The sequence below is a fragment of the Moheibacter lacus genome (genome assembly GCF_014042165.1).
GTDB classification, from domain to species: Bacteria; Bacteroidota; Bacteroidia; order Flavobacteriales; family Weeksellaceae; genus Moheibacter; species Moheibacter lacus.
In genome coordinates this window covers 932,027-952,340 of the sequence record NZ_JACDZE010000001.1, presented here as the reverse complement: position 1 = coordinate 952,340, position 20,314 = coordinate 932,027, and the positions used below count along the sequence as shown (strand labels likewise).

The following is a 20,314-nucleotide window of genomic DNA, read 5'->3' as shown; positions in this document are numbered from 1 at the left end:
CAAAACCTTAAGTGACTGATTTTAAATATATTAAATCGAAATCGACGATAAAATTAAAAGACTTTTTTCTTACTGAAGAGGAATTTGAATTATTTGAAAACAAAAAATATGGGTTTTTGGAAACCCACCCTCAGCCAGTTGAATTAGAGCAATACTACGATAGCAAGAATTATATTTCTCATACTGATTCAAAAAACAGTTGGTTTGAAAAGGTATACCAATTGGTAAAAAACCACAATATAAGTTACAAGTTCAACAAATTAAAAGTTGAAAAAAAAGAAGCTTCCCTCCTAGACTTTGGATGTGGTACCGGAGACTTTTTGGCTTATACCAAAAACCGGAATTTGAATGTTATTGGAATTGAGCCCAACGAAAATGCAAGACATATCGCAGTAAAAAAATTAGGTGAAAATTCGGTTTCCAATAAAAAATTATCTGAAATAAATGGTCAGTTTGATTACATCACGCTTTGGCATGTTTTGGAGCATTTGCCTGATTTATTCGATTTCATTGACCAATTAAAAACCAAACTTAAAGACGACGGTGTCTTAATGATTGCTGTTCCAAACCACCGATCATTTGATGCTCAATTTTACAAAGAACATTGGGCGGCTTATGATGTCCCGAGACACCTTTGGCATTTTTCGCCAGAAAGTATGCAAAAGCTTTTTAACAGTTTTGGTATGAAAATTGAAAAAACTCATCCGTTGTGGTTTGATAGCTATTATGTAAGTATGCTTTCAGAGAGATACAAAAACAACCCTTTTGGAATTTTGCGAGCAATTTTGGTTGCGAGCACATCCAATTTCTTAGGGCTTTTTACCGGAAATTATTCTTCTGTAATCTATCGAATTACAAAAAACCAAAAATAAGCGTTTAAAGGCACTTGTTTTTCTTTGCCAGCGCAAGGCTTCGTTTCTTGAAAATAGTCGCCAAAATCTGGTGAAAATTGGTTATATTTTATTCATTTATTAATTAAATTAGAAAACTATGAAATTAAAGATTACACGATCCCAAGATTCATTAAAGTTGAATTCGGGAAAAAGTATGATTGCAGTATTTGTACTGGCTTTATTTATGATTACTTCCTGTACAAATTCAAAGGCAGTTGCAGACAGCGCAAAGTTAATGCGCGGTGATTGGACGATTACAAATGTTACCGTAGATGGTATCCAACAATCTTATGTGGACATCACGGTATTTGATGAAGCCAATTCGCAATGTTATGTAGGAAGCGCATGGCATTTGGTTCAAAACAATGCAACGGGAAATTATACGATAAATGCAGCTGGTGATTGTCCTTCTGGTACTACAAAAATCAAATGGTTTGTAACAGAAGAAGGAGGACAAAACTATTTTAACTTCAAAAAGGTCTATGAAGGTGAAAAACCAAAAAATGTAGTAGATGGTTATAAAATGAGGGTTACAGCCAATACCGGATCAACCATCGTTTTGGTTCAAGACTTGATGTTTGAGGGGAAACCAATCAGTGTAAATTATACATTTCAAAAAAATTCTTAATCCTAAAACAAATTCGTTATGAAAAATATAAACATAAAAATGACTGCTATTGCATTAACTGCCGGTTTACTATTTACCAGTTGTGAAGCAGTAAAAAACACCAACCACACCCAAAGAGGAGCTGCAACAGGAGCTGCTTCCGGTGCGGTAATTGGAGGTGTATTGGGTAACAATGTAGGAAGTGGAGACAATGCCGTTCTGGGAGCCATTGCCGGTGCTGTTATCGGTGGTGTTGCCGGTGGTTTGATTGGAAACAATATGGACAAACAAGCCAAAAAAATTGAAAATACCCTTCCTGGAGCAGAAGTTGTTCGAACAGCTGAGGGAATTCAAGTTATTTTGGACGAACAGTCTGACGTAAGGTTTGAGTATGATAAATCGGATTTGACTGCGCAAGCTCAGTCCAATTTAGACAAATTGGTTGGTGTTTTTTCAGAATATCCGGACACCGATATTTTGGTCGTTGGATTTACGGACAGCAAAGGATCTGATGCCTATAACCAAGGACTTTCTGAAAGAAGAGCCAAATCAGTGGTAAATTATTTAGAAGGAAAAGGAATTAGTTCCTCTAGATTATCTTCAATCGGTCAAGGTGAAACCAATCCACGGGCTACCAATGATACAGATGCTGGCCGAGCACAAAACAGACGAGTTGAGTTTGCCATCACAGCCAATGAAAAAATGGTTGAAGATGCTCAACAACAAGCGGGAGAATAAATACAATTGAATATCAATAGAAAAAGCCGGAGAATCTCCGGCTTTTTTTGTGGAGAAGATGGGGCTCGAACCCACGACCTTTAGACTGCCAGTCTAACGCTCTAGCCAACTGAGCTACATCCCCTAAATAATTTACAAGTTTAGCTAAATTTTTGCTTCCAAACCAAAATTTTATCCAAAATAGTTTGTGCCAACTTTTCTTTGCTCTGATGTGTCCAGCCCGCAATATGTGGCGCCAATATAACCTTATCAGAACCAATCAAATACTTAAAATCTTCCGGGATTTCATCCCAATTCAAATTTTCAAATGAAGTTTTTTCATATTCATGAACATCCAAACAAGCCCCTTTTAATTTTCCGGATTTTAACCCTTCTACCAAATCTTTGGTGACCACAGCTTTTCCTCTTGCCGTATTGATCAAGTAAATTTGTTTATTAAATGAATTGATAAATGATTGATTAACCATACCGTTTGAGTCTTTCGTTTGTGGAGTATGCAAACTCACCACATCAACTTCTTCAAAGAATTCGTTTAAACCAATTTGTTTAGCATTTTCATCTCCTACATCATGTAAAATATCATAACAAACGACCCTTACACCAAAACCTTTTAATCTTTTTGCAAAAGCCTTTCCCATATTTCCATAACCGATGATACCTACCGTTTTTCCCATCAACTCATCTCCCCTGTTTTCTTCCCTTAACCAAATTCCATTTCGTACTTCTGCATCTGCAATCCTCAACCGATGCAACAGCATCAACAACATGCCTAAAGCGTGTTCTGCAACAGCATCTCTATTTCCTTCAGGCGCATTGAACAATTTTATATTTTTTTCTGCAGCAAAACTTTCGTCTATGTTTTCCAGACCAGCTCCTACCCGACCGATGAATTTTAAGGAATTGGCTTTTTCCAAAAAGATTTTATCAATCGGAAAGCGACTTCTTAAAATTAATCCATCAAATTCTTCGATCCGTTTTTCGATTTCCTGTTTAGATGAATGGTAATCTTCCTCTACCTCAAATCCGGCGTTTTTTAATCCTTGAACCAATAAATCATGGTTGCGATCAATTGCTAAAACTTTCATTTGTTAATTTTCAAGAAACAAATTTAAATCATTATGTTTTATCTTTGTAAAATGAGCATACAAGAGATTCAAAATGAAATTGTAGACGAATTTTCTTTCTTTGAAAATTGGGAAGAACGCTATGAACATTTAATAGAATTGGGCAAGAGTTTGAAACCTCTTCCTGAGGAGAAAAAATCGGCAGATAAAGTCATAAAAGGTTGTCAATCTACAGTTTGGTTGGATGCAAAAATGCAGGAAGACAAATTGGTTTTTGAGGCAGACAGCGATGCGATTTTACCAAAAGGTCTGGCGGCATTATTGGTTCGAATTTACAACCACCAAAATCCGAAGGATATTTTAAATTCCAATACAGATTTTATAGAACAAATCGGTTTACAGGAATTTTTATCACCGACTCGTGCAAATGGACTTCTGGCTATGATCAAACAGTTTAAATTTTATGCCATCGCATTTCAAGCCAAAAACAAAAACTAAACCCCATGGGTGAATTTTCATTGTTTCAAGCTTTTATATATTTATTCGCAGCTGTCGTTTGTGTTCCTATCGCCAAACGATTGGGTTTGGGGTCTGTTCTCGGATATCTATTTGCAGGTGTAATGATCGGTCCCTTTGTGTTGGGTCCGATTCTGGGCACTTCCTCCCGAGATGAAGTAGAAGATATTATGCATGCCGCTGAATTTGGTGTGGTCATGATGTTGTTTTTGGTAGGTTTGGAATTAGATCCAAAAGAGTTTTGGAAAATGCGGAAAAAGATCATCGGAATCGGTGGCATCCAACTCTTTGGAACCATTTTAATCATAACACTCATCGCATTTCACTTTTTAGGTTTACCATTAAGCTCAAGTTATGCAATAGGCGCTGCGGTTGCGATGTCCTCAACGGCAATTATTCTACAAACCCTCTCTGAAAAGGGTTTGACTAAAACTCCATGCGGAAAAGCTAGTTTTTCCGTATTGATTTTTCAAGATGTCATGGTCATTCCTATTTTAGCTTTACTTCCATTATTAGCTGTAAAATCAACCATTATAACACATGGTGACGCAGAAACCCTATTGGATGGAGCGCCTGGATGGATGAAAACCCTTTCCATAATTTCAGCAATTGGCATTATATTTTTTGTAGGCAATTACATCGTCAATCCATTTTTTAAATACATCGCCCGATTACAAGTTCGCGAACTATTTACTTCTTTTGCTTTAATGTTGGTAATCGGTGTTTCTCTGCTGATGAGTTATGTGGGTTTGAGTCCGGCACTCGGGGCTTTTATGGCCGGATTAACATTGGCCAATAGCGAATACAAACATCAATTAGAAGCTGACATAGAGCCGTTTAAAGCACTTTTATTGGGTATTTTCTTTATTGCCGTTGGATCAACCATTAATTTTCGATTGATCATCAATGAGCCTTTGACCATCTTGGCTTTGACTTTTGGTATCATGATCATCAAAGGTTTGGTTTTGATGATTTCAGGATTGGTTTTTAAATTAAAACTCAATCAGAACTTTTTATTTGCCATTCTTCTATCCCAAATTGGAGAATTTGCTTTTGTCATCCTAAATCTCAGCAATCAACTACAATTGATTCCCAAAAATTGGTTAGAATTATTATTGGCCACGACAGCCATTACCATGGCCATCACGCCGCTCTTGTTGATCATTAATGAAAAATGGGTTGTGCCTATGATGGGTATGAAAAAAGTAAAAGCGGGTGGATATTTGGATGATTTGGATTATGATTTCAGTGATGATGCAGATAAAAAAGTCATCATCGCGGGTTATGGAGATTTTGGGAATACCATCGGTCGTATCGTTAAATACAGTGGTTTTAGTGCTACCGTTTTGGATAATGACAGCCAAAGAGTTGAATTGTTAAGAAAACTCGGTTTCAATGTCTTTTTTGGTGATGCAACCAATTTAAACACGCTATTGGCGGCAAAAGCCAATGAAGCTGATTTATTAATTGCAGCAATTGATCCACCTGAAACCAATAGAGTATTGGTAGAATTGGTGAAGAAAAATTTTCCAAATTTGAAAATCATGATTCGTGCTCGAAATCGATTTGATGCCTACCAATATTTCAATCAGGGTTTTAATGACGTCTACCGAGAAAACTTTTTTACTGCCGTACAAGTAGGTGTCGATGCTTTGGAAGAATTAGGTTTGACAAGAGATGAAGCGATGCGGCAGGGTGAAATCTTTGCCATAGCTGACCGAGCTTCATTGCGTAAACTTTCTAAACATAGTCAAAATCTGGAAGAATATATCTCCAAATCCAAAGAAGAAATCGAAGAAATTCGTAAAAAACTGAATCAAGGAATGGACTTGGAAACCATAGAACATGCTGAAGAAGAGCTGGAAATAAAATCATGACAACCATTAAAAATTCATCCAAAACCTTATTGGTCATGCGTTTCAGTGCATTAGGAGATGTCGCCATGACAGTTCCGGTCATTCAAGCATTCCTAAACCAAAACCCGGAAGTCAAAATTCTATATGTTTCACGTGAAAAGTTCAAGCCTTTATTTAGCCAAATTCCCAATTTAACGTTTTATACGGCTGATTTAGATGGTCAACACAAAGGAATTCTAGGTTTGTATCAACTTGCAAAAGAATTGAACCAATTCAATATTTCTAGTGTTGCAGATTTACATAATGTATTGAGAACCAAAATTATACGTGCATTTTTAAGAACCAATGAAGTCAGTGTTTTGGACAAGGGACGAAAAGAAAGAAAATCACTTTTAGAAAAAAATAAGGTTCTAAAGCCGATAAAAACCATGCCTGAACGTTATGCGGATGTGTTCAGAAAATTGGGTTTTGAGTTGAAATTATCCCATCAACTTCCTGAAAACAAAGTAGAAAAAGAAAATGCAATCGGAATTGCGCCATATGCGATGTATGAAGGCAAAATGTATCCGCTCGATAAAATGCATGAAGTTGTTGAGAAATTGGCTGAAACTGGTTTAAAAGTGTATTTATTTGGGGGGAAAAATGAAGCGGAGGAATTAAAAACTTGGGAGAAATCAAATCCGAACATCCAATCTATTGCGGGAACTTTAAATTTCGAAGAAGAATTAGAATTAATTAAAAAATTAAAATTGATGGTTTCTATGGATTCGGCTAATATGCATCTAGCTTCCCTAGTTGGAACCCGGGTGATTTCTATCTGGGGAAATACCCATCCCTTTATGGGTTTTCTCGGTTATGGTCAGTCCATGGATGATGTGATTCAGGACCAAACAATGAAACAACGCCCTACTTCGGTGTTTGGAAAAGAATCAAAAAAGGCTGAAAAAATAGACTTTTTTCAACATATTTCTCCTGAATTGGTCATAGAAAAAATAGAAAATTCGATTTAAATCGTTTTTTCTTTTTCATGTGTCACACCTTTCTGGATACGGTTTTCGATCTGTTGGTCGATGTTTTCAAATGCTCCAAATCCTTTCATGATAACGATCACACCAAAGATCATCAGAATAAATCCAATCGTTTTTTTAAACCAAAAAATGCGTCGAATGGTAAAGCTATCTTTTACTTTTTGCGCCAAAAATATCTTACCCAAATCGATGATGAAAAATGTTCCCAAAACGATGCTCATAAAAAGTAATGTTTCTTCTTGTCTTGGGTATTGGATTACAATAGTACTGACGATAAAAAACCAAAAAACGATGACACCAATGTTCAAAATATTCAACAAAAAGCCATTCATAAAGGTTTTGAAATAGTTTTGGTTGACGAGATTCAGGTTGCGCATTTTAAAATTGGGTTTGGAAATGAACATGACCAGTCCATAAATTAAAATAAAAAATCCGCCAAAAATATAGATGGACGGATTATTTTGAATCGCTAACGCCAAATCTTTACTTCCATAATAGGCAATCAAGATGCAAAAAACATCGGCTGTAATCACACCTAAATCCAGTACAATCGCGGCTCTCCATCCTCTTGAAACGCTGGTTTCCAATAACATAAAAAAAACCGGGCCGATCAGAACCAAACTTAGAATTACTCCTATTAATATCGCTGAACCTACTAATTCCATTGAGTTGGCAAGGTACTAAGATTTATCCCAACAACTCAAAATCCAGTTGTTTATTTCGTAAGTCTGCTTTGGCGACTTTGATCATCACTTTATCACCCAATTGGTAAATAATTCCTGATTTTCTTCCAACGATAGCATAATTCTTCTCATCAAAATAGAATGAATCTTCTTCCATATTTCTTAGTCTGATCATCCCTTCACAGCGGGTTTCGGGTATTTCTACAAAGATTCCATATTCTTGAACACCTGTGATAAATCCATAAAACTCTTCGCCTACAAACTGTTCCATGTATTTCACTTGCATGAATTTGATGGACTCTCTTTCTGCTTCTGCTGCCAACTTTTCACGAGATGAACTATGGATACATTTTTCTTCAAGTGGAGCCGCTGCTGGTGATTTTCCACCATCCAAGTATAGTTGTAACAATCGATGCGCCATCATATCTGGATATCGACGAATGGGCGATGTGAAATGCGAATAATACTTAAATGCCAATCCATAATGCCCGACATCATTTTCTGTCGAATATTTGGCTTTGCTCATCGTTCTGACCGCAAGTGTTTCAATCAGGTTTTCTTCCGGTTTTCCTTTGACATCTGCAAGCAATTGGTTCATGGATTTGGTAACAGACATTCTGTCCCGTAAATCGAGTGTATAACCAAATTGTTTGATGAATAATTTCAAATCTTGTAATTTGTCCGGGTCTGGATCATCGTGAACCCTATAGACAAACGTATTATTATTCGGTTTTCCGGTTTTATCTGTAGATACGTATTCAGAAACTTTACGGTTGCATAACAACATGAATTCTTCAATCAAATGATTGGCATCTTTTGATATTTTAAAATAAGTGCCAATTGGATTATTGTTTTCATCTAATTCAAATTTGACTTCGATTTTATCAAACGTAATCGCGCCATCTTTCATCCTTTTCTGACGTAAAACTTTTGCCAAACGATCCAAAGTCAAAATTTCGTCTTTAAAATCTCCTTCTGCACCTTCTATGATTTCTTGTGCTTCTTCATAGGTAAATCGGCGGTCAGAATGTATTGCCGTTCGACCATACCATTGGTTGATAACTTTGGCGTTTTCATCCATTTCAAATACGGCCGAAAAAGTGTATTTGTCTTCATTTGGACGAAGTGAACAAGCAACATTGCTCAGGTTTTCCGGCAACATCGGCACTACCCTATCCACCAAATAAACAGAAGTTGCACGGTTATAAGCTTCTTGTTCCAATAAAGTCCCGGGACGTACATAGTGCGTTACATCTGCAATATGAACCCCAACTTCCCAATTTCCATTTTCTAACTTTCTAAGCGATAAAGCATCATCAAAATCTTTGGCATCTTTTGGGTCGATTGTAAATGTCACCACATCGCGCATATCGCGACGATTGGCTTGGATTTCCTCTTCATGAATCGCTACATCCAATTCTTGTGCTTCTCGTTCCACTTCTTCCGGAAAGGCATAAGGAAGATTGTATTCGAGTAAAATCGCATGCATTTCTGCATTGGTTTCTTCCGGATTTCCCAGTATTTCTACGATTTCACCAAATGGATTGTCAGCATCTTCCGGCCAATCTTTCATTTCAACGACCACTTTTTGACCGTTTTCCGCTTGGTTAAATTTATCTTTTGGTATATAGAAATCTACGTGAAGAGAACGATTGTCCATCACGACAAATCCATATTTTCCACTTGGCTGCATTTCAAAAACTCCTGTAAAAAGGGTTTTAAATCTTTTGACCACATCGATGACTTCTCCTTCCTGTCGTTTCTTTTTATTTTTATTGGGATAAACATAAATCCTAACCACATCTCCCTGAAGTGCATTTTTCTTTTTGTTTTTAGCAATCAAAATGTCATCTTCTATTCCATCAACTGTTACATAAGCCGTTCCACTCTGGGTAATATCGATGGTTCCCATCAAATAATGCTGGTCTGCATTTACCCTGAATTTTCCTCGATCCGATTCTTTGATTTTCTTATCGGCCAATAGCGCTTGAAGATCTTTGATCAAAATCTCACGATCGATGATACTTGTGATTTGAAGAGCAGAAGCTATTTGCTTGTAATTCTGTGGTTTATTTGGATTTTTTAAAAGAATTTCCAGTATTTTCTGGTTGAATTTTCCGGAAGTATTTCTTTTATTTTTGGAATTGAATTTTCTTTTTGACATCTAATAAATATAAGGTTTTGTTTAAAAGAATGGCTATTTAGCAAGAAATCTTCTCTACTCTTCTTTCATGTCTTCCTCCTTCAAATTCAGTATTTAAAAAGGTTTCGATCATTTCAACTGCATATTCGTAAGCCACAAATCTCGCCGGAAGCGCGATGATATTCGCATTATTGTGTTGACGTGTCAATCGCGCGATATCCGTATTCCAACAAAGCGCTGATCGTACACCCTGATGCTTATTGGCTGTCATGTTCACACCTTGTCCACTTCCACAAATTAAAATTCCGAAATCTACCTTTTTGTTTTCCACAGCTTCGGCAGTTGGATGTGCAAAATCAGGGAAATCAACAGAGGCTGTTGAAAACGTTCCAAAATCTTGAATTTCAATTCCTTTACCTGTTAAATACGCTACTATTTTCTCTTTGTATTCAACTCCTGCATGATCTGCTCCGATGGCTATTTTCATGATGTTTATTTTTATTAATTTATTTATTATGAAGAAATTGAATTTTATAATTTACCTTCCATTTTACATTTTCTTAATAAGTTGAAATATCACAAAATATTAAGGAATTCGGCTCTATTAACAACCTATTTTTCTTAAATTCTTTAACTTATTCAATATCAAGGTTTAGGTATTGTAAACTAAATGTTAATAAATCTTCAATTACTTTTTATCGATTTTTGGGTTATCAACTTGCTTTTTTGATTTGTATTTCTATCTATAAAATTAATCATACCAATCAAGGAAAACTTTTGAATCTGGCACGGAAATTTTCAACGTAGTTATTGATAGTTTTCAGCAATCAATTTATCTAAAAAATGGCCTTTTAACAATCAACAATTTTTGTTGATAACCTCCTAATTCATTCATTTCAAAACAAAATTACACATAAATAATTGTTAATCCTGTATCCATAAAATTATTCTACATTTAATTATCCACATATTAACAGTGTATACATATACACCAATTTCTTTTTTTAATTTAAAAAAAATATAATGATAATAATAGTATTGTGAATTGTGAAAAACAAAACCTGCAGATGAAATAGATTTCCACTACTTTTGCTTTCAACAAATTTAATTCGAAATGCAAACAATAGACGATTTTAATTTCCAAAACAAAAAAGCCTTAATTCGAGTGGATTTTAATGTTCCACAAGACGAAAACCTCAATGTCACTGACGATACGAGAATTCAAGCCGCTAAACCAACCATAGAAAAAATTTTAAATGATGGAGGTGCTGTTATTTTGATGACGCATTTGGGAAGGCCTAAAAATGGATTTGAAGATCAATATTCGCTGAAACATATCGTATCAAAAGTTTCAGAAATTTTGGGTGTAAATGTAACCATGGCAGATGATGTGGTAGGTGATGATGCACGAGAAAAAGCTGAAAATTTAAAATCGGGCGAAGTGTTATTGTTAGAAAATGTACGTTTTCATCCGGAAGAAGAAAAAGGCGATAGAGATTTTGCAAAAAAATTGGCCGATTTGGGTGATATTTATGTCAATGACGCTTTCGGAACGGCACACAGAGCGCATGCTTCCACTGCAATTATTGCAGAATTTTTCCCAAATGCCAAATGTTTTGGATATTTGATGAAACAAGAATTGGAAGCGATAGATAAAGTGTTGAAAACCGGAGATGGACCAGTTACAGCCATTCTAGGTGGAGCAAAAGTTTCTTCAAAAATTACGATTATTGACAATATTTTACCGGCGATTGATAATTTGATCATCGGTGGTGGAATGACCTATACTTTTATCAAAGCACAAGGAGGCGATATCGGAAATTCATTGGTAGAAAACGATAAATTGGAACTGGCATTGGAAATTTTAAAAGCTTGTGATGATAATGATGTGAATATCTATTTGCCATTTGACAACGTTGTGGCAGATAATTTCAGCAATGATGCCCAAACCAAAATTACCAGTGTATATGAAATTCCAGACGGTTGGATGGGAATGGATGTAGGGCCGGAAACCAACAAACTTTTTTCTGATGTCATCAAAGATTCCAAAACCATTTTATGGAACGGACCTTTGGGCGTTTTTGAAATGGATAATTTTGCAAAAGGAACGATTTCTTTAGGTGAAGCCATTGCAAAAGCGACAGAAATAGGCGCATTTTCATTAGTTGGAGGTGGTGATTCCGTTGCATTTGTGAAACAATACGGTTATGACGATAAAGTAAGTTATGTTTCTACCGGTGGTGGTGCGATGCTGGAAAGTCTGGAAGGAAAAGAATTACCGGGAGTAGCGGCGATTCTGAGTTAAAATTTTGATTGAAAATAATAAAAATCCATTCGGTAATAAAACCGAATGGATTTTTAATTTAACTTTATTCAAAATCAACTTATATGAAAAAATTTATACTTCTTTTGGTTTTTCCTGTTTTTGTGTTTTCCCAGTTTGAAGACACTTATTATGTAATAAGTGACCAAGAATTTAAAGGTTCACCAACCTATTTAAAAGAATTTAATGTGGTAACAAATACAATTGAAAATGAATATCAATTATTAGAAGAATTTGAAACGGGTGAATTTTCCGAGATGATAGGAGGAAAACAACTCACCTACCAACCCAATTCAGATAAATTATATATTCAACAAGAAAAATTGGGTTTTAAAATGGAATCAGGAGGAGAGTTTATAATTTATGAAAATACACCACAAGAAACCGAGTGCTACATTATTGGAACAGTGACTGGATACATGGCTGAGGTAGGTGCTGTTGATGGTTCAAAAAGTACAAGTATTGTAAGAAATAGTGGAGATGCGGAAGAATTCTATTATATATCAGATCAATATACAATTGGGGTTTATGTTTCTACGAAATTAATGAAGGTTAATCTTCCGGAAGAAACATCAAGCGAATTAATCGATCTTTCCGATTTTGGTGATACATCTGAAAATCAAGGTTCTTTTCAAGGTCTTACCTATAAACCTGAATCCAATGAACTATTCTTAATAGGAAATGGTTTAGAAAATGAAAGAGTTTTGTATTCTTATTCATTAAACTCAAATACTATCACGCAAATCCCAATTAATTTTGACTTGGAATTTAATTTTGGAGCAATGCATTATTTACGTGGTCAGAACAAAATAATGATAGTAGATAACTGGACCGGAGATTTTTATCTATGCGATTTAGCAACAAATGAATTTTCAATGTACGCAGAAACAGATTTAGAGTTTGTTACGGGCATTGTAAACAAACAAGATTTTTTAGGAAATTATGAAGTTGAAAATCAAGGAGTAGTTACCGTTTATCCCAATCCAGTTAAAGATATTTTAATGATAAAATCCGATCAAAAAATAGAAAGAATAGAACTCTACAATATCGTAGGCCAAAAACTAAATCAATATAATGCTAATTCTTCAGAAATAAATTTAGGAGACAAATCCAGAGGTGTTTATATTTTGAAAATTAGATTAGCAAACGGAAAAACAGAAACAAAAAAACTTATTAAACAATAAAATTTTTAACCAAATCCTCAATCTCTTGTTTACTAACTTCCAAATTTTCATTGATCAGAACCACGTCAAATTCAGGCGCCAATAAAAGCTCTTTTTCAGCCTTTTTTACACGCATTTGAAGTTTCTCTTCAGTTTCTGTATTTCGACCACGCAAACGCTTTTCTAATTCCTCTACAGAAGGTGGCATGATGAAAATTCCCAAAGAATTTTCAGGATAAATCTTTTTCAAATTCAAACCACCGACTACATCGATATCAAAAATTACGGTTTTTCCTTCCGCCCAAATTCGTTCGATTTCCGATTTTAAAGTACCATAAAAATTATCGGTATAGACTTCTTCAAACTCTGCAAATTCCTGATTGTCAATTTTTTCTTTGAATTCTTCTGCCGAAATAAAATAATAATCTTTTCCGTGGATTTCGTTTTCTCTCGGACTACGCGTAGCACAAGAAACAGAAAATTCCAAGTCAGACATTTCTTCCAAAAGATGTTTGACCAAAGTGGTTTTTCCTGCGCCTGATGGCGCTGAAACGATGATTAATTTTCCTTTATTTTTCACAAAATCATTTTCAAATTCTCAAATTAACGAATTTTCAAATTTAAAGAATATTCAAAGCTTGTTCTTTAATTTTTTCCAATTCATCTTTCATTTGCACCACTATTTTTTGCATTTCCGAATGATTGGATTTGGAACCTAGCGTATTGATTTCTCGACCGATTTCCTGTGTGATAAAACCCAATTTTTTACCGTTTGAATCAGGACTTTCCAAGGTTTTTAAGAAATATTCGCAATGGTTTTTTAAACGAACCTTTTCTTCCGTAACATCCAGTTTTTCTAGATAATAAACCAATTCTTGTTCAAATCGATTTTCATCATATTCGACAGATAATTCTTCCAAATTTTTGACAAATCTTTCCTTTAAAATTCCGATTCTTTCTTTTTCAAATGGCTCAATATCAATCAATAAACTTAAAATGATCTGGATCCTTTGTACAAATTCTTGTTCCAGAACTTTGCCCTCATCTGTTCGGAAGAATTGTAAATTTTCGATGGCTTCTAGGATGATTTTTTGACACAAATCCCATTCGTCCTCCGCCAAAGAATTACAAGTAAACGTCATCACGTCTGGCAAACGCATCACGATGGAAAGCAGTTCGGCATCATTTGCTTCCGGAACGATTTGACGAAATTCTTGCATATAAGCTTTGATGATATCAGAATTGATTTGCTGGGTTTTATTGTCCGCAGTAATTTCCGTTTGGATGGAAAAATCGACTTTTCCGCGTTGCAATTTTTCGGATAAAATCTTGCGAATTTCCAATTCTTTTTCTTTGTATAAAAAGGGCAATCGCGTGTTCAAATCGAGCGATTTACTGTTAAGTGAACGGATTTCTACGGTTAATTTTTTATCGGAACATTCTGCTACGGCTTTTCCATAACCGGTCATGGATTGGATCATAAATCAATTTTGAATTGGGTCAAAAGTACAATAATTCTTTAAATCAAATTACCGTTTTTCCAAACGGAATTCGGCTTCAATTGCCCTTGAAGATAGATGATGTCTCGAAAATCATTTGTAGGAAAAGCAACCAAATCTGCTTTTTTACCGATTTCCAATGTTCCCCTATCTGAAAAATTTAAGGCTTTTGCTGCGCGAAATGTGATGCCAGAAAGCACTTCAGCCATGGATAATTTTTCAAAAGTTGCGAGGATAGAAGCTTGGGTCAATAAATCTCCCATCGGAGCTGAACCCGGATTCCAATCCGAAGCAATCGACAAACAAGCACCCGCATCCAATAATTTTCTAGCAGGCGTATATTGCATTCCTAAACCTATGGATGCGCCCGGCAAAGCGGTTGCGACTACATCAGAATTTGCCAAAGCTTGGATTTCTTTTTCACTGGAAAATTCGAGGTGATCTGCGCTTAGCGCAGCAAATTCTACTGCAAGTAAACTTCCTCCCGGCGTGAATTGGTCAGCATGAATGGTAATTTCAAATCCAGACTCTTTTGCTTTTTGTAGATAAAATCTGCTTTCTTCAACAGAAAAAGCAGATTTTTCAGTGAAAATATCGATGCGATTGGCCAATTTTTTTTCTTTTAAAACCGGAAAAACTTCGTTGACTAAAAGTTCCAAATATTCAGAGTTGGAACCTTCAAAATCTCTCGGTTTCATGTGAGCGCCCAAAAAAGTAGGAATGATATCAGCTTCTGAAGTTGATTTTACAAATTGGATGGCTTCCAACATTTTTAATTCACTTTCCACACTTAAACCATATCCACTTTTGATTTCGATGGTTGTGGTACCATTTTGAAGCGCATGGTTTACATTTTTAGTAGTAGATTGGATCAAATTTTCTTTGGACTCATTTCTCGTATTGGTAACTGTACTCCAGATTCCGCCGCCGCTTTCTGCAATTTCCAGATAAGTTTTACCGTTCAAACGCATCGCAAAATCGCGCGATCGATTTCCACCAAAACAAATATGCGTATGGCTATCGACAAATCCCGGAAGCAATACGTTTTCACCTTTAATTTCTTCTAACTCCGCTTTAGGAAAATCATTTCGAAGCGATTGAAATTCTCCTAATTTCTGGATAATTCCGTTTTCAACAAGAATTCCGGCATTTGAAATGATTTCCAATTGTTCATCTTTCACAGCGCCTTTTAAAGGAATTCCTGCAAGTGTAATGATTTGGGAAAATGGTCCGATTAATTTCATGGGATAAAAATAAGGTTTATGTAACAAAAAAAGCCCCGACAGAGCGGAGCTTTTCAAAATATTTAAAACAATTACATTTTTTTGTCTGCAGAAAGATCTACTTGTAAAATCACATCGTCTTTGATGATAGAACCGCCACCACCTTTAAAAGTGATGCCGAAATCTTGACGGTTGATTTTAAATTCTTCTGATTTGATGGTTACTTTGTCACCTTCTTCTGTAACATTGGCTTTAAAAGTGATGTTTTTTGGAACGCCACGGAAATCCAAATTTCCTGAAATCTCAGTGTTATAATCTCCTTCTGTCAAAGCTTTTGCAGCAGTAACTTCAAAAGTTGCTTCCGGGAATTTTTCAACATCTAGGAAATCAGCTGATTTCAAATGTCCATCCAATTTTACCTTAGATTCAGCGTCTTCGTTTAAATCTGCACTTTCAAAAGTCGTTTGATCTGCTACAAATTTTCCAGACTCCAAAACACCTCCTTTAACCGTAACTTCACCTGATTTTAATTTAACAACTCCATAGTGACCTTCTTCCGGTTTTGAAGTGTCTTCAAAGATTTTCCCACCTTTCCAAGTTACGGAACTGATGTCGGTGTTCAAGGCATATGCAACCGACTCAGCAGATGCTGAAGCAGAATCTTGTGCTTCTGTTGCCTCTACCGTATCTTTTGGTCCACAAGAAGCTAAAAATGCCATTCCGACGAATGATAATCCTAATAGTACTTTTTTCATTTTTTTAAATTTTAGGCAAAAATACCGCAAAAACCTTGCCCCAAAAATTGATGTAGGATAAGGAATTGGAATATTTATGGGATTAAAGGAATAATTTTTTGAATTTTGTTCAACTTAAATGGTCAAGATGTTAAAAGTTGAACAACTCGAATTTTTTTATGCAAAGGATTTACCGATTTTGAAAAACATTAACTTTCAAGTCAATAGGGGCGAATTTATTTCGGTTTTAGGAGAAAGTGGAAGCGGGAAATCGACTTTATTGAAATTGGTTTATGGATTGGAAGAAGTAGTTTCAGGTAGAATTTGTTTCGAAGACAAATTGGTCACCGGACCCAAATTTAATTTGATTCCTGGACATCCTGACATGAAATTGGTTCCACAGGAATTTGATTTATTGGATTTCGTTACTGTGGAAGAAAACGTCGGAAAATATTTAAGCAACTTTGATATTCCACTCAAAAAACAAACCATCGAAAAAGCATTGGAAGTTGTTAATTTACTCGATTTTAAAGCTCAATTTCCAAATAAATTAAGTGGAGGTCAGCGCCAAAGAGTTGCCATTGCCAGGGCGATTGCAACTTCACCCAAATTGCTTTTATTGGACGAGCCTTACAGTCACCTGGACCAACCTTTGAAATTTGAATTGAGAAAAAACATTTGGAATTGGGCTAAAAATACCGGTTGTACCGTTTTTTTGACTACGCATGACGCCAAAGATGTATTGGGTTTTTCAAACCAAATTATGATCATGAAAAACGGAGCAATAGAACAATATGACACACCTGAAAATCTGAGAAATAATCCTGTGAATGAATATGTTGCGAGTCTTCTCGGAGAATATGTGGTACTAAAACCAAAGGAAATGAAAGATTTGTTTGGCATCGAAATTTCCGAAAGTCGATCGGCATTGATTTATCCGGAAGAATTAGAAATTCAAAGCTCAGGAAATGCTTTTCAAATCCTTCAGTCTTTTTACCAAGGAAGAGATTATTTGGTTGAGGTGATGCGGAACGATGTTATTTTAAAGTTTTATTCCAAATCCATTCCGGAATCGAATTTTGTTTCACTTAATTTGAATCAATATCGATTGATCTAGTCACATTTTTAAATAAAAATCTCGGGTAAGGGCGATATATTCTTCCGTATAATTGTTTCTCGAAATTTCGATGATAAGTTCATCAATTTTCGGATCTGAAAGATGGCGGGAAAATAGCATCAAACTTCTTTTAAAATGGGCATTTAGGTTTCCTTTTACATGGGTAATCCTTTCCGGATATAAATTGAAATTCGAAGCAAAATTTTTAAAAACGGTTTCAGCATCAAATGGAATAATTACTGCGAATTTTCCATTTGGGTTCAATAAGCTTTCTGAATGTGAAATCAATTCTTCAAAAGTCAAATCGGTTTGCTGTCTTGCACTATTTCGGGAAGAATTTTCCTTATGTGTGAATTCAAAAAAAGGTGGATTGCTTAGGATCAAATCAAATTTTTCTTCTGAAAAAAACGTTTGAATTCGGTCATTTACAATGTTAATTTCTGCGCTAAATTTTGAATGCTTAACATTTTTTCCGGCTTCAAAATAAGCATCTTCTTGAGGTTCAACACCGATTATTTCTGCCTGAGGATATCGCTGAGCCAACATCAATGAAATGAGTCCGGTTCCTGCACCGATGTCCAAAATTCTTTTAGGACTTTCGGCTTTGACCCAAGCGCCCAGTAAAACACCATCGGTTCCAACTTTCATGGCCGATTTTTCTTGATTAATTTCGAATTCTTTGAATTTAAAAACCGATTTTCCCATGCGGAAATTTTATGATAAATTCGGTTCCTCGATTTTCTTCGCTTTGATAGTGGATGCTGCCGTTATAGTCTTCTACGATTTTTTTTACCATGGCCAGTCCCAATCCCATTCCACCCGTAGTTGTGGTAAATTTGGGTTCAAATATCCTATCGCCTATTTTTGGTGCGATTCCGACTCCGTTGTCAGAAACCCTTATTACCAATAGATCTTTCATTTTTTGCAGGTTGACATGTATTTCCGGACTTCTTTCCATTGGTACGGCTTGAATGGCATTTTTAACCAAATTGGTAATGATTCGAATTAAATAAATTTTGTCAAAATGAATTTTCAATTCTTTTACAGAAGACTCAAATTTGACTGTATTTTCGGGAAAAATCTCCAATGCGGTTTCGATGGTATTGACCACATCGATTTCTTCATCTTTACGCAAAGGCATACGCGCAAAATCAGAAAAGGCTTCAGCGATGGCTGACATCGTATCGATTTGGGTAACCAGGGTTTCGGAAAGGTCTTTTAGTTTTTCCTTTGATTTGGGGTCTTCAGGATCATATTTGCGCACATAATTTTGAATCATCATCCGCATAGGCGTTAAGGGATTTTTGATTTCATGTGCTACTTGTTTGGCCACTTCGCGCCAAGCTTCTTCTCGCTCTGTGATGGCGAGTAAATTGGATTGGTGATTCAGTTTTTCCAACATTTCATTGTAGGAGTCAACCAATGGTTTTAATTCGTCTTTTTGTTGATAATCAATGGGTTTGTTATGAATAACGACATCGGTTTGTTTGATTTTTCCGGCAATTAGTTCAATTTTTTTTGTGATTTGTTTGGCCATGATCCAGGACAAAAAACCTCCCACGATCAAAACCAAAAATAAAACACCTGCAAAACGGCTCAATAATGCATTCATGTTTTCTTTGAACAATGATCTATCTGATTTATAAGGGAGATTTACGATGGCAACCGGTTCGCCTTTGTAATTGTTAATGTATTGATATGTAGTCAAATAGGTTTTTCCGCGTCCCACATCTACCGGAATTTCCAGGTATTCCAAATTTCTAGATAAACTATCCAAAACCCGGTCCGGTAAAACCCTTGATGGAACATCTTTTGCCTCTGTAGTCAACATCAAGTTTCCACGGACGTCAAAGACATTAATATCCGTTTTATGAACATCAGAAATACCAAGAATTACATTTTCCAGCACATCATAAATATTTTTATCGGTTGCTAAATTCGGGTAACGATCTAGCTCATAATCAATTGCGGCGATCACTTGGTTTTCTTTCGCTTTCAATAGATCTTCTGCAAAAATCCTATTTTGTTCTTGGAAATTATAGGATGTAATAAACGTTATGGAAACGGATGTAAATAGCAGGACTAAAAACATCGCAGCAAAAATCCTTTGGGATAAATTAAGCCGTTTTACCATGGTTTATCGGTTCATCAGACGTTGTATGTATTTGCCGATGATATCAAATTCTAAATTTACAATATCTCCTGATTTTAATTCGTGCAAATTGGTGTTTTCCCATGTATAAGGAATGATCGCAACTGAAAATTCACCGACTTTAGAATCTACAACGGTTAAACTAATACCGTTTACACAAATGGATCCTTTTGGTACGGTAACATTTCCGGAAGAAATTTCATCATAAAGGAAAGTAAGCACATAACTTCCTTTTTCATTTTCGATTGATTTTAATACCGCTGTTTGGTCTACATGACCCTGAACGATATGGCCATCCAAACGGTCGTTAAAACGCATACATCGTTCTAAATTGACCTTATTTCCAGCTAAAAGTTGACCTAAATTGGTTTTTTTAAGGGTTTCGTCTATCGCGGTTACTTTATAAATGGCATCGGAAATTTCGACGACAGTCAAACAAACACCGTTATGCGAAACGCTTTGGTCGATTTTAAGTTCGTTTGTGAAAGCACAACTTAACCAAAAATGAACGTTTGATTCTTCTTTTTCGATGCGTTCGATTGTCCCTATATTTTCAACTATTCCTGTAAACAAAG

Annotated in this window: 20 protein-coding genes and 1 tRNA gene; 9 read left to right on the top strand and 12 right to left on the bottom strand. The window is 35.6% G+C overall.

Translation table 11 applies throughout. The features are described from left to right. Nucleotides 1–11: 11 nt before the first annotated feature. From HU137_RS04500 to HU137_RS04490, 3 genes are all read left to right on the top strand, one after another. Nucleotides 12–872: a class I SAM-dependent methyltransferase gene (locus HU137_RS04500; protein WP_317169896.1), complete on the top strand. Its 861-nt coding sequence runs from the start codon at nt 12–14 to the stop codon at nt 870–872. A gap of 118 nt (nt 873–990) precedes the next feature. Continuing rightward, nucleotides 991–1,521 (top strand): lipocalin family protein, encoded by a 531-nt coding sequence (locus HU137_RS04495; RefSeq protein WP_182042596.1) that lies wholly within the window; start codon nt 991–993, stop codon nt 1,519–1,521. An 18-nt stretch (nt 1,522–1,539) separates the two neighbouring features. Then, on the top strand, nt 1,540–2,238 hold the full coding sequence (locus HU137_RS04490; RefSeq protein WP_182042595.1) for an OmpA family protein: 699 nt from the start codon (nt 1,540–1,542) through the stop codon (nt 2,236–2,238). 50 nt (nt 2,239–2,288) lie between these two features. On the opposite strand, the gene HU137_RS04485 is transcribed toward HU137_RS04490, so the two are convergent. Both HU137_RS04485 and HU137_RS04480 read right to left on the bottom strand, forming a co-directional pair. Beyond that, a tRNA-Ala gene (locus HU137_RS04485) sits at nt 2,289–2,362 on the bottom strand. A gap of 16 nt (nt 2,363–2,378) precedes the next feature. Next, a complete protein-coding gene (locus HU137_RS04480; RefSeq protein WP_182042594.1) occupies nt 2,379–3,323 on the bottom strand; it encodes a 2-hydroxyacid dehydrogenase in 945 nt (314 codons plus the stop codon). A 51-nt stretch (nt 3,324–3,374) separates the two neighbouring features. On the opposite strand from HU137_RS04480, the gene HU137_RS04475 reads away from it, so the two are divergent. The 3 genes from HU137_RS04475 to HU137_RS04465 are packed head-to-tail and all read left to right on the top strand — an operon-like array spanning nt 3,375 to nt 6,684. Then, nucleotides 3,375–3,800 (top strand): SufE family protein, encoded by a 426-nt coding sequence (locus HU137_RS04475; protein ID WP_182042593.1) that lies wholly within the window; start codon nt 3,375–3,377, stop codon nt 3,798–3,800. 5 nt (nt 3,801–3,805) lie between these two features. After that, nucleotides 3,806–5,695, top strand: coding sequence for a monovalent cation:proton antiporter-2 (CPA2) family protein (locus HU137_RS04470; RefSeq protein ID WP_182042592.1), 1,890 nt, complete (start codon nt 3,806–3,808; stop codon nt 5,693–5,695). Beyond that, entirely contained in the window at nt 5,692–6,684 is a 993-nt protein-coding gene (locus HU137_RS04465; RefSeq protein ID WP_182042591.1) for a glycosyltransferase family 9 protein, read from the top strand. The genes HU137_RS04470 and HU137_RS04465 overlap by 4 nt, the downstream gene beginning before the upstream one ends. Here the strand turns inward: HU137_RS04465 and HU137_RS04460 are convergent. Genes HU137_RS04460 through rpiB form a run of 3 tightly spaced genes read right to left on the bottom strand, consistent with a single transcriptional unit; the run spans nt 6,681 to nt 10,015 of the window. Next, nucleotides 6,681–7,367, bottom strand: a complete 687-nt coding sequence (locus HU137_RS04460; RefSeq protein ID WP_182042590.1) for a LysE family translocator — start codon at nt 7,365–7,367, stop codon at nt 6,681–6,683. The two genes, HU137_RS04465 and HU137_RS04460, sit on opposite strands and share 4 nt — an antisense overlap. Before the next feature lie 22 nt (nt 7,368–7,389). Next, entirely contained in the window at nt 7,390–9,549 is a 2,160-nt protein-coding gene (rnr, locus tag HU137_RS04455) for a ribonuclease R (protein WP_182042589.1), read from the bottom strand. Nucleotides 9,550–9,586: 37 nt separating this feature from the next. Then, a complete protein-coding gene (gene rpiB / locus HU137_RS04450; protein WP_182042588.1) occupies nt 9,587–10,015 on the bottom strand; it encodes a ribose 5-phosphate isomerase B in 429 nt (142 codons plus the stop codon). A gap of 627 nt (nt 10,016–10,642) precedes the next feature. On the opposite strand from rpiB, the gene HU137_RS04445 reads away from it, so the two are divergent. Both HU137_RS04445 and HU137_RS04440 read left to right on the top strand, forming a co-directional pair. Continuing rightward, nucleotides 10,643–11,833, top strand: coding sequence for a phosphoglycerate kinase (locus HU137_RS04445; protein WP_182042587.1), 1,191 nt, complete (start codon nt 10,643–10,645; stop codon nt 11,831–11,833). Between the two features lie 83 nt (nt 11,834–11,916). Continuing rightward, nucleotides 11,917–13,035, top strand: a complete 1,119-nt coding sequence (locus HU137_RS04440) for a T9SS type A sorting domain-containing protein (RefSeq protein WP_182042586.1) — start codon at nt 11,917–11,919, stop codon at nt 13,033–13,035. On the opposite strand, the gene gmk is transcribed toward HU137_RS04440, so the two are convergent. From gmk to HU137_RS04420, 4 genes are all read right to left on the bottom strand, one after another. Next, entirely contained in the window at nt 13,025–13,594 is a 570-nt protein-coding gene (gene gmk, locus HU137_RS04435) for a guanylate kinase (protein WP_182042585.1), read from the bottom strand. The genes HU137_RS04440 and gmk overlap by 11 nt on opposite strands. Nucleotides 13,595–13,634: 40 nt before the next feature. Continuing rightward, on the bottom strand, nt 13,635–14,495 hold the full coding sequence (locus HU137_RS04430) for a YicC/YloC family endoribonuclease (RefSeq protein WP_246361479.1): 861 nt from the start codon (nt 14,493–14,495) through the stop codon (nt 13,635–13,637). A 38-nt stretch (nt 14,496–14,533) separates the two neighbouring features. Next, entirely contained in the window at nt 14,534–15,757 is a 1,224-nt protein-coding gene (hutI, locus tag HU137_RS04425) for an imidazolonepropionase (RefSeq protein ID WP_182042584.1), read from the bottom strand. A gap of 71 nt (nt 15,758–15,828) precedes the next feature. Further along, entirely contained in the window at nt 15,829–16,491 is a 663-nt protein-coding gene (locus HU137_RS04420) for a YceI family protein (RefSeq protein ID WP_182042583.1), read from the bottom strand. 127 nt (nt 16,492–16,618) lie between these two features. Here HU137_RS04420 and HU137_RS04415 point away from each other — a divergent pair, with 127 nt between their 5' ends. Next, nucleotides 16,619–17,587, top strand: coding sequence for an ABC transporter ATP-binding protein (locus tag HU137_RS04415; RefSeq protein WP_182042582.1), 969 nt, complete (start codon nt 16,619–16,621; stop codon nt 17,585–17,587). Here the strand turns inward: HU137_RS04415 and HU137_RS04410 are convergent, their stop codons facing one another. The 3 genes from HU137_RS04410 to HU137_RS04400 are packed head-to-tail and all read right to left on the bottom strand — an operon-like array spanning nt 17,588 to nt 20,312. Beyond that, entirely contained in the window at nt 17,588–18,292 is a 705-nt protein-coding gene (locus tag HU137_RS04410; RefSeq protein ID WP_182042581.1) for a tRNA1(Val) (adenine(37)-N6)-methyltransferase, read from the bottom strand. Beyond that, nucleotides 18,273–19,721, bottom strand: coding sequence for a sensor histidine kinase (locus HU137_RS04405; RefSeq protein ID WP_182042580.1), 1,449 nt, complete (start codon nt 19,719–19,721; stop codon nt 18,273–18,275). The genes HU137_RS04410 and HU137_RS04405 overlap by 20 nt, the downstream gene beginning before the upstream one ends. 3 nt (nt 19,722–19,724) lie before the next feature. Further along, the gene (locus HU137_RS04400; protein ID WP_182042579.1) at nt 19,725–20,312 is read right to left on the bottom strand and encodes a riboflavin synthase; all 588 of its coding nucleotides are present in this window, start codon (nt 20,310–20,312) and stop codon (nt 19,725–19,727) included. Nucleotides 20,313–20,314: the final 2 nt, after the last annotated feature.

Coding starts and splice junctions, on each gene's coding strand:
- HU137_RS04440 (WP_182042586.1), top strand. CDS start 11,917: ATGAAAAAATTTATACTTCTTTTGGTTTTTCCTGTTTTTGTGTTTTCC.
- HU137_RS04430 (WP_246361479.1), bottom strand. CDS start 14,495: ATGATCCAATCCATGACCGGTTATGGAAAAGCCGTAGCAGAATGTTCC.
- HU137_RS04480 (WP_182042594.1), bottom strand. CDS start 3,323: ATGAAAGTTTTAGCAATTGATCGCAACCATGATTTATTGGTTCAAGGA.
- HU137_RS04465 (WP_182042591.1), top strand. CDS start 5,692: ATGACAACCATTAAAAATTCATCCAAAACCTTATTGGTCATGCGTTTC.
- rnr (WP_182042589.1), bottom strand. CDS start 9,549: ATGTCAAAAAGAAAATTCAATTCCAAAAATAAAAGAAATACTTCCGGA.
- HU137_RS04460 (WP_182042590.1), bottom strand. CDS start 7,367: ATGGAATTAGTAGGTTCAGCGATATTAATAGGAGTAATTCTAAGTTTG.
- HU137_RS04415 (WP_182042582.1), top strand. CDS start 16,619: ATGTTAAAAGTTGAACAACTCGAATTTTTTTATGCAAAGGATTTACCG.
- HU137_RS04490 (WP_182042595.1), top strand. CDS start 1,540: ATGAAAAATATAAACATAAAAATGACTGCTATTGCATTAACTGCCGGT.
- HU137_RS04470 (WP_182042592.1), top strand. CDS start 3,806: ATGGGTGAATTTTCATTGTTTCAAGCTTTTATATATTTATTCGCAGCT.
- hutI (WP_182042584.1), bottom strand. CDS start 15,757: ATGAAATTAATCGGACCATTTTCCCAAATCATTACACTTGCAGGAATT.
- HU137_RS04405 (WP_182042580.1), bottom strand. CDS start 19,721: ATGGTAAAACGGCTTAATTTATCCCAAAGGATTTTTGCTGCGATGTTT.
- HU137_RS04410 (WP_182042581.1), bottom strand. CDS start 18,292: ATGGGAAAATCGGTTTTTAAATTCAAAGAATTCGAAATTAATCAAGAA.
- HU137_RS04475 (WP_182042593.1), top strand. CDS start 3,375: ATGAGCATACAAGAGATTCAAAATGAAATTGTAGACGAATTTTCTTTC.
- HU137_RS04495 (WP_182042596.1), top strand. CDS start 991: ATGAAATTAAAGATTACACGATCCCAAGATTCATTAAAGTTGAATTCG.
- rpiB (WP_182042588.1), bottom strand. CDS start 10,015: ATGAAAATAGCCATCGGAGCAGATCATGCAGGAGTTGAATACAAAGAG.
- HU137_RS04420 (WP_182042583.1), bottom strand. CDS start 16,491: ATGAAAAAAGTACTATTAGGATTATCATTCGTCGGAATGGCATTTTTA.
- HU137_RS04445 (WP_182042587.1), top strand. CDS start 10,643: ATGCAAACAATAGACGATTTTAATTTCCAAAACAAAAAAGCCTTAATT.